This window comes from Bradyrhizobium sp. USDA3010 (genome assembly GCF_056429065.1).
In genome coordinates, this window is sequence record NZ_JBWJZD010000015.1 from 169259 (window position 1) to 178300 (window position 9042).

Below are 9042 nucleotides of genomic sequence, written 5' to 3' on the forward strand. Positions count from 1 at the left end.
TTACGGCTTGCACTTCACGGCTTGCTGGCCGGCAATTCAAAAGATCTTGCAGCTGATTGTCGCGCGAACCGGCGCCGATTTCCAGACCGGTGCGCCGGCATCACTTCAGCCCGAAATAGGCCCGGTGCAGCTCTTCATTGCCGCTCATCTCGGCAACCGTGCCGGAGAAGCGGATCCGCCCGCCTTCCAGCACGAATACGCGGGTGGCAATCTCCAGGAAACCGATATTTTGCTCGGCGATCAAGAGCGCCAAGCCGCGGCCCTGCAGGCTCGACAAGGCGCGCAGCACCTCCTTGACGAACAGCGGCGACAGCCCGGCTGAAGGCTCGTCCATGACCAGCAGCTTCGGCTCGGCCGATAGCGCCTTGGCAATGCCGAGCATCTTGCGCTGGCCGCCGGACAGGCTGGAGGCCGGATCGCGGCGCTTGTCGCGCAGCACCGGAAACAGGCCGTACAGTTCGTCGACCCGTGCGCCCGGATTGGCATGGCCGAGCGCCTGCGCGCCGACGCGGATGTTCTCCTCGATCGACAGATCGGGGAATACCGCGAGCTCCGACATGTAGGTCATGCCGCGCTTCATGCGATCCGAAGATCGCATCTGGGTGATGTCTTCGCCGCCGAGCTTGATGTGGCCGCTGCGGGCTTCGATCAGGCCGACCAGCGACTTCAGGAAGGTGGTCTTGCCCGCGCCATTGGCGCCGAGCAGCAACACGGTCTCGCCGGGGCGGACGTCGAGATCGACGCCCCACAACACCTGCATGGTGCCGTAGCCGGCATCGACGCCGCTGGCGTCCAGAAGCGACGCTGCATCAGTGGGCATGCTCGCCTCCCAGGAACACCTCGATCACCTGCGGCTCGCGCACCGCGGTCGCGAGCGTGCCTTCGAAGATTTCCTTGCCCGCATTGAGCACGATGACGCGGTCGGTGACCTGCTCGATGAAACCCATCAGATGCTCCACCACGATGATCGCCATGCCGGTCGCGGCCAGCGCCTTGATGCGGCCGGCGATCCAGTCGAGCTCCGCCGGATTGAGACCGGCGGCGAGCTCGTCGAGCAGCAACAGCCGCGGCCGCGTCGCGAGCGCGCGGGTCAGATCGAGCATCTTCTGCTGCGCGCTGTTGAGATCGGCGGCGGGGCGGTCGGCGACCTCCTTGAGCCGGTATTCGTCGAGCAGTTCGGCGATCGACGGCGGCGTGCCGGTCGCGCCGCCATAGGCCAGCGCCACCTGGATGTTCTCGCGTACCGTGAGCGACAGGAACGGCTTCGGCACCTGGAAGGTGCGGTTGATACCGCGGTGAACCAGTCTGTGCGAGGCGACGCCGCCGGAGGACGCGCCGTCGAACACCACCTCGCCGCCATCGGGCGCATAAAGGCCGGAGATCACGTTGATCGCCGTGGTCTTGCCAGAGCCGTTCGGACCGACGAGACCGAGAATCTCGCCCGGCACGACATGGAAGCTCAGGCCATCGAGCGCGTGGAAGCCGCCGAAGCGTTTGACCAGCTTCGAGACCTTGAGGATGGAGTTTTGCTCAGGGGACATGCCACCCCCTGCGCGTTGCCAGCGACACCAGCCCGGCGGGCAGGAACAGCACCAGTCCCATGATCAGCAGGCCATAGATCAGCTGGAAATATTGCGGCGTGGTGAAGCCGATCAGATTGTAGATGCCGTACAGGATCAGCACGCCGACGATCGGTCCGGTGATGGTGGCAACCCCGCCGAACAGCGCGAACACGATCGCGAAGATGCTGAACTCGCCGGAGAACACGTTGTCCGGGTAGAACACCGAGACGTACCAAGCGTAGATGCCGCCGGCGAGGCCGGCGACCAGCGCCGAGGCGAGCCAGGCGATCACCCGCATCTTGATGATGTTGACGCCGGCCATCGAGGCCGACACGGCATCCTCGCGCACGGCCTGCAGCGCCAGGCCGAACGACGAGTTCTTGAGATAGACCACTGCGCCAACCGTCAGCGCCATGACGACGACGGCCGCATAATAGGCATGGCTCGGGTTGAACGTGCCGGTCAGCGACACGCCGTAGGGGCCCTTGGTGATCCCCTCCAGCGCCGGGTTGGCGACGAAGTGCAGCACCGCAAGCGAGGCCGCGAGATTGGCGATCGCAAAATACGCGCCCGACAGCCGCAGCAGCGGCGTCAGCAGCAGGCCGAGCGCAACCGCGACGACGCCGCCGACCAGCACGGCCAGCGGCGCCGGCGTCTGCAGGTGCATCACCATGATGGCAAAGCCGTAGGCGCCGGCGCCGAAGAATCCGACATAGCCGAACGGCAGATAGCCGGTGAAGCCATAGATGATGTTCACGCCTTGCGCGAGGATCAGGAAGATCACGAAGTTGAACAGCAGCAGATGGTTTTGATAGACGCCGGGCAGCAGTGCGAACACCACCACCAGCGGCGCCAGGATGAACAGCAGGTGTTTGGAGACGTTAGGCAACGCGCACCCGCCTTCCGAGCAGACCGCTCGGGCGCAACAACAGGATCACGATCAACAACACATAGGGCAAGAGGTCGGCCCAGGAACTGAGATAGGTTTGCACCAGCATGTAGCAGAGGCCATAGACGACGCCGCCGAGCGCAGTGCCTAAGGGATTGCCGAGCGAGCCGAGCACGACGATCGCAAACGACGTCACCGTGGCGTCGGCGCCGAACGCCGGGGTCACCGAGCCGAACATGAAGGGCGCGAACACACCGGCGACTGCCGCGATGCCGAGCCCGATGCCGAACGCCGCCGCCGAGACACGATCGACGTCGATGCCGGTCGCCAAGGCTTCGTCACGGCGTGACATTACCGCGCGCGTCAAGGTGCCGAGCCGCGTGTGGTAGAGATAGAGGTAGACCAGCGCGATCGCGACAAGGCTGGTGCAGGCTGCGATCACCCACGGCGCGGGAAAGCCCTGGCCGAAGATCTGGATCGGCCCTGCGCCGCCGGCCTTGCCGCCGAACCACTTGACCTTGATGGTCGTGAACACGGTGCCGAGCAGCCGGCTCTGGATCGAGCGCTCGCTGGTGCCGGCGAAGATCGTAGTGACGGCTTCGATCACCTGCGACAGGCCGAAGAACAGGATGATCGACAGCATTTCCGGGTTGGCCGAGCCCTGCAGGCGCGGCACCAGCACCCAATAAAGCAGCACGCCCGCCAGCACGAAGACCATAAAGGCGAGCGGCACCGCGAACAGCGGGTCGATGCCGGCGATGCCGACCACGCCGAGCGCGATGAAGGCGCCCAGCATCAGGATGTCGCCATGCGCAAGGTTGACGATGCGCATGACGCCGAACACGAGGTTGAGACCGATGCCGACCAGGCTGAAATACAGCCCGAACAGCACGCCGGCAACGAGCGCATAGGTCATACTATCGCTCGCCGCCGAAGGTTACGCCTGCCGCACTCACCTGCATCACTGTGCCGGATAGATCGGCTTGCCGGTCGCGGTCTCGTGCGGATAGATCGAGACAAACTTGATGTGATCGTGCTCGTCGACCGTGAGCTGGCCGAGCGGCGTCAATTCGCCGATCTGGCCGCCGGTCTCATCCAGCGCGAAGGTGCCGTCCAGCGTCTTGAGCTGGCCGCTGAGCGAGAACACCGCGCGGCGCAGCTCCATCTGCTCGAGGCTGGTCGCAACCGACAGCGTCTTCTCGATCACCAGCGCGGTGGTGTAGCCCGCCACCGCGTTGAAGCCGAACTCCATCTTGCCGTCGTTGTACTTCTTCAGCCAGGCGGCGCGGAAATCCTTCATGGTCATCCCGAAATTGACGGGGTAGTCCAGCTCGGACGGCGGCACATAGGTCCAAACGTGCTCGAGGCCCTTGGCGCCGACGTTCTTCTCCAACAGCTCGGTCTCGAGACCGGCATAGATCGCGAACAGCATCTTGAACTTGGTGCCGACGTCCTGGACGTTGCGCAGGAAGGCGATGTCGTTCGGCGCGTAGCCGAAATGGATCACCGCGTCGGGATTGGTGTTGCTGATATTGTTGATGATGACGTTGTAATTGGTGGTCTCGGTCGGGACGCCCTGGTCGTAGACGATCTCGATCGGCGCGCCGGACTCCTTGACGAACTTGCGGAACGCGTTGGCCTGGGTGCCGGTGAACTCGTTGGTCGCGTACAGGATGGCGATCTTCTTGATGCCGAGGCCCGGGCCGTCATGGCTGATGAAGTCAGCCACCGGCTTCGGCCAGACCGTCGACACCGGATCGGCCATCAGCGCGATGTGGGGATTGTCCTTGGAGAAGAAGCTCGCGCCGGTGCCTGTCTGGTCGAACAGGAACATCTTGTGGTCGCGCGCGATAGCGACCGCGGGCGCCGTCAGCACCGATCCGGAATCGGCGACCAGGAGGTCGACCTTATCCTGGGTGACGAGCTGATTATAAAGCGTCGAGGCGGTCGCGGTGTTGCTCTGGTCGTCATAGGAGACGAGCTTGATCGGGATCTTCTTGTCGAACGCCTTCACGAACACGCCACCCTCGGCGTTCTTCTGCTCAACCCACAATTTGAGCGAGCTGTAGACCGGCATCGAGATCGAGGCGTAGCGCCCCGAGGACGCGTAGAGCGTGCCGATCTTGATCTCCGACGGTGCGTCGGCGGCCATCGCCTGCGTGGCAAATGCGAGGCTGGCAGCGAGTGCCGCGCCGATGATCCTCAGCATGATATTATCCTCCCGGGCATCTTGGACGTTTCGTGGACCGGTCTTCGACGTATCTTGGACCGCGGCCCTTCTACGCGCCGGACCGGAGCGACACAAGCATCGCGGCCTTAGCAATTGTGCGAGGGGCGGAATATGCGGCATGCGCGGGACACAGGCCGCTGCGCGGGGCGTGGATGGACCGTTGACGGCCGTTGGTCCAATGGCGCATCAAGACTGTAACGATTTCGGGAGGAGACATCCGACATGGCCGAGCCCGCGCGCGCGAAACCAAAACCGACGCCTGAGACCCAGCATTTCTGGGACGGCACCAAGGCCGGCGAACTGCGCCTGCAACGCTGCGACGCCTGCGCCAATGTCTACTTTCCGCCGCGGCCGTTCTGCCCCTCCTGCGCCTCGCGCAAGGTCTCCGTCTTCAAGGCTACCGGCAAGGGCAAGCTGTACAGCTACGTTATCAACCATCGTCCCGCCGCCCCCGGCTTCACGCCGCCTTACGCGATCGCCATCGTCGAGCTCGACGAGGGCCCGCGCATGATGAGCAACATCATCGATTGTCCGCAGACGCCGGAAGCGCTCGAGCTCGACATGCCGCTCGAGGTCGCCTTCGAGGCACTCGACGACAGGATCACCCTTCCCCTCTTCCGCCCGGCAAAGGGGTAATGTGATGCGCAGGAACCAGGTTGCCGTCGTCGGTGCGGCCGAAACCACCGAACTCGGGGTCATCCCGAACATGTCGCAGATCCAGCTGCACGCGGACGCGGCGCTGAATGCGATCGCGGACGCCGGCCTGAAGCTGTCCGACATCGACGGCTTCGCCACCGCGGTCGAGACCCCGCAGCAGATGGCGCACTATCTCGGCATCACGCCGACCTGGGTCGACGGCACCTCGGTCGGCGGCTGCTCCTTCATGCTGCATGTCCGCCATGCCGCAGCCGCGATCGAGGCCGGCCTCTGCAAGACCGTGCTGATCACGCATGCCGAGAGCGGCAAGTCGATGATCGGCAAGCAGCCGCGCTTCACCGCACCCGATAGCCTGAACGGCCAGTTCGAGTCGCCATTTGGCGTGTATGGACCGCCGAGCATGTTCCCGATTCCGGTGCTGCGCTTCATGAAGACGCACGGCATCACCCATGAGCAGCTCGCGATGGTCGCCGTCGTGCAGCGCGAATGGGCGGCGAAGAATCCGCGCGCGACCATGAAGGATCCGATCACGGTCGCCGACGTGCTGAACTCGCGGATGATCGCCTATCCGTTCCGGCTCTTGCAATGCTGCCTCGTCACCGACGGCGGCGGCGCGCTGATCCTCACCTCGGCCGATCGCGCCAGGGATTTCCCGCAGAAGCCGGTCTACATTCTCGGCACCGGCGAGAGCGTCGAGACGCCGATGGTCAGCCAGATGAAGACATTTGACTCATCGCGCGCCTTCAAGGTGGCGGGCCCGCTCGCCTTCAAGGAGGCCGGCATCGCCCACAAGGACGTCGACCACCTGATGATCTACGACGCCTTCGCGCATTTGCCGCTCTACGGTCTTGGCGACCTCGGCTTCATGCCGCATGAGGAAACCGGCAAGTTCATCGCCGACGGCAACACCCGCCCCGGCGGCAAGCTGCCGCTCAACACCAATGGCGGCGGGCTGAGCTACATGCACTCCGGCATGTACGGCATGTACGCATTGCAGGAGAGCGTGCGGCAGATGCGCGGCATCGCGCCGGCGCAGGTGCCGAATGCGAAGATCTCGGTCTGCCACGGCGTCGGCGGCATGTTCGCCGCGAGTGGCACGATCATCTTTACGAACGAGAAGTAAGCGAGCTGCTCGCCTCCTCCCTCTCCCCATTCTTACGGGGAGAGGGTTGGGGTGAGGGGCTGCTTCCACACACTCGGACTCGCGGAGAGTCCCCCTCACCCGGATCGCATCTGCGATGCGATCCGACCTCTCCCCGCAAGCGGGGCGAGGTCAACAAGACACAGGAGAACCCACATGGCAAAATCACTGCAGGACAAAGTCATCATCGTCACCGGCGCGGGCCGCGGCATCGGCCGCGAGATTGCGCTGCTCTGCGCCGCGGAGGGCGCCAAGGTCGTGGTCAACGATCCCGGCGGCGCGGCCGACGGTGGCGGCTCGAGCGCGGCGCCCGCCGAGGAAGTCGTCGAGGAGATCAAGAAGCGCGGCGGTACCGCGGTCGCCAATTTCGAGTCGGTGGCGGAGGCCATTCCCGCCAGCAAGATCGTGAAGACCGCGACCGACCATTTCGGCCGGCTCGACGGCGTCGTCAACAATGCCGGCATCCTGCGCGACATGATCTTCCACAAGATGAGCGTGGAAGCCTTCGAGGCCGTCATCAAGGTGCATCTGATGGGCTCGTTCTACGTCAGCCACGCCGCGGCGCGTATCTACCGCGAGCAGGAATCAGGCTCGTTCGTGCACTTCACCTCGACCTCCGGCCTGATCGGCAATTACGGCCAGGCCAACTACGCCGCCGCCAAGCTCGGCATCGTCGGCCTGTCGAAATCGATCGCGCTCGACATGGGCCGCTTCAACGTGCGCTCGAACTGCGTGTCGCCGTTCGCCTGGACCCGCATGATCGGCACCATCCCGACCGAGACCGACGCGGAGAAGGCGCGCGTCGAGAAGATCAAGCAGATGGGCCCCGAGAAGATCGCGCCGGTCTGCGCCTATCTGCTCTCGGACGCCGCCAAGGACGTCACCGGGCAGATCTTCGGCGTGCGCATGAACGAGATCTTCCTGTTCGGCCAGCATCGTCCGGTGCGCTCGGTTCATCGCGGCGAAGGCTGGACGCCCGAGACCATTGCCGAACACGGCATGCCGGCGCTGAAGGGATCTTTCACCAAGCTCGACCGCTCGGCCGACGTCTTCACCTGGGATCCGATCTGACAGTTTTATGAAAAAGTCGCCTCGGCGAACGCCGTGCGCAATCGCGCACGAGGCCGGGGCGAAACACTCTTTGGTTGTTTCTTCATAGCGCGCCCGCATTGTGCCCGAATTGCGGGCGCATGATCGTCCTCCCGATAACAAAAAGCCTGGGAGGACTTTCGTGACAAATCCAAGCAACACTGAACAACACGAGAGCGACGGCGCGAAGGCGTTCGACCGTCGAACCATCTTGCGCGGCGCAACCGCGATTGCTGCAACTGTGATGGCTGCATCCGATGCTGCAGCGCGCGACTTCGGCCGCAACGCGGAGCCGCAGCGCTATCCCGATCCGGATATCGTCGTGATCGACGACAAGCGCTTCAAGGCCAAGGTCGGCAACACCGCGATCAAGCGGCTCTACACCGGCTGCCTCTGGGCGGAAGGCCCGGCCTGGAACGCGCAGGGCCAGTATCTGGTGTGGAGCGATATCCCGGCCAACCGGCAGTTGCGCTATCTCGACGACGACGGCCACATCTCCGAGCAGTTCCACAAGCCGTCGAACGAGGCCAACGGCTCGACCTTCGATTTCGAGGGCCGCCAGATCACGGCCGAGCGCACCCGATTGGTGCGTTACGAGCACGACGGAACCGTCACGTCGTTGGCCGAGCAAGCCAATGGCAAGCAGCTCAACGGGCCGAACGACATGGTCGTGCATCCCAACGACAAGTCGATCTGGTTCACCGATCCCGGCTACGGCGCGATCTCGATCTATGAGGGCCAGCGCGCCAACACCGGCTCGAACCAGCCCTACCAGAAAGAAGCCGTCTACCGCATCGATGCTGTGACCGGGCAGATCACCAAGGTTGCCGACGAACCGTTCAAGCCGAACGGCATCGCCTTCAGCCACGACTACAAGAAGGTCTATGTCTGCGACACCGGCATCACGCACTATCCGAACGCCAAGAACATCGTCTGGCAGTACGACCTCAACGGCGACAAGCTCTCCAACCCGCGCACGCTGATCGACATGACGCTGGACGGCAAGTCAGGCTTCCCGGACGGCATGCGTGTCGACATCGACGGCAACATCTGGGTCGGCGCCGGCTGGGTCGGACCCGGCTATGATGGTGTGCAGGTGTTCGCACCCGACGGCCAGCGGATCGGCCAGATCCTGCTGCCGGAGACCTGCGCCAACCTCACCTTCGGCGGCAAGAAGCGCAACCGCCTGTTCATGACCGCAAGCCAGTCGCTCTACGCGGTCTATGTCGAGACCAGGGGCGCGCATAATTGCTGAGGTAAACACGCTGTCGTCCCTGCGAAAGCAGGGACCCATAACCACCAGTGTCGATTGTTTGAAAAGCTGGGGCTCCAGCTTCTGGCAACACGACCGGTCGTGGTTGATGGTGTGGACGGCCCCCTACGGCATCAGTGTGCCAGAATGAGGTTGTTGCAAATCTCAGACAAGGAGACCGTCCGTGAGAAAGATTATCCGTATTGGGATGGATACGTCGAA

The 9042-nt window shown here is 63.9% G+C and carries 9 protein-coding genes; 4 read left to right on the forward strand and 5 right to left on the reverse strand.

The window, feature by feature from the left end:
• Positions 1-100: 100 nt before the first annotated feature.
• The 5 genes from AC066Y_RS23205 to AC066Y_RS23225 are packed head-to-tail and all read right to left on the reverse strand — an operon-like array spanning position 101 to position 4660.
• Complete coding sequence (locus AC066Y_RS23205; RefSeq protein ID WP_478275890.1) at positions 101-820, reverse strand: ABC transporter ATP-binding protein; 720 nt, start codon at positions 818-820, stop codon at positions 101-103.
• Positions 810-1541 carry an ABC transporter ATP-binding protein gene (locus tag AC066Y_RS23210; protein WP_478275891.1) on the reverse strand — a complete coding sequence of 244 codons (732 nt, stop codon included), beginning with the start codon at positions 1539-1541 and terminating at the stop codon, positions 810-812. Before AC066Y_RS23210 ends, AC066Y_RS23205 begins: the two co-directional genes overlap by 11 nt.
• Positions 1531-2451, reverse strand: a complete 921-nt coding sequence (locus AC066Y_RS23215; protein ID WP_478275892.1) for a branched-chain amino acid ABC transporter permease — start codon at positions 2449-2451, stop codon at positions 1531-1533. The genes AC066Y_RS23210 and AC066Y_RS23215 overlap by 11 nt, the downstream gene beginning before the upstream one ends.
• Positions 2444-3367, reverse strand: coding sequence for a branched-chain amino acid ABC transporter permease (locus AC066Y_RS23220; RefSeq protein ID WP_092125078.1), 924 nt, complete (start codon positions 3365-3367; stop codon positions 2444-2446). The genes AC066Y_RS23215 and AC066Y_RS23220 overlap by 8 nt, the downstream gene beginning before the upstream one ends.
• 45 nt (positions 3368-3412) lie before the next feature.
• A complete protein-coding gene (locus tag AC066Y_RS23225; protein ID WP_478275893.1) occupies positions 3413-4660 on the reverse strand; it encodes an amino acid ABC transporter substrate-binding protein in 1248 nt (415 codons plus the stop codon).
• 243 nt (positions 4661-4903) lie between these two features.
• Between AC066Y_RS23225 and AC066Y_RS23230 the strand changes: the two genes are divergently transcribed.
• From AC066Y_RS23230 to AC066Y_RS23245, 4 genes are all read left to right on the forward strand, one after another.
• The gene (locus tag AC066Y_RS23230; protein ID WP_173641690.1) at positions 4904-5317 is read left to right on the forward strand and encodes a Zn-ribbon domain-containing OB-fold protein; all 414 of its coding nucleotides are present in this window, start codon (positions 4904-4906) and stop codon (positions 5315-5317) included.
• Between the two features lie 4 nt (positions 5318-5321).
• Positions 5322-6461: a thiolase C-terminal domain-containing protein gene (locus AC066Y_RS23235; protein ID WP_229164452.1), complete on the forward strand. Its 1140-nt coding sequence runs from the start codon at positions 5322-5324 to the stop codon at positions 6459-6461.
• 174 nt (positions 6462-6635) lie between these two features.
• Positions 6636-7550 carry an SDR family oxidoreductase gene (locus tag AC066Y_RS23240; RefSeq protein ID WP_478275894.1) on the forward strand — a complete coding sequence of 305 codons (915 nt, stop codon included), beginning with the start codon at positions 6636-6638 and terminating at the stop codon, positions 7548-7550.
• Positions 7551-7710: 160 nt separating this feature from the next.
• Positions 7711-8823, forward strand: a complete 1113-nt coding sequence (locus AC066Y_RS23245) for an SMP-30/gluconolactonase/LRE family protein (protein WP_478275895.1) — start codon at positions 7711-7713, stop codon at positions 8821-8823.
• The last annotated feature ends 219 nt before the right edge of the window (positions 8824-9042 follow it).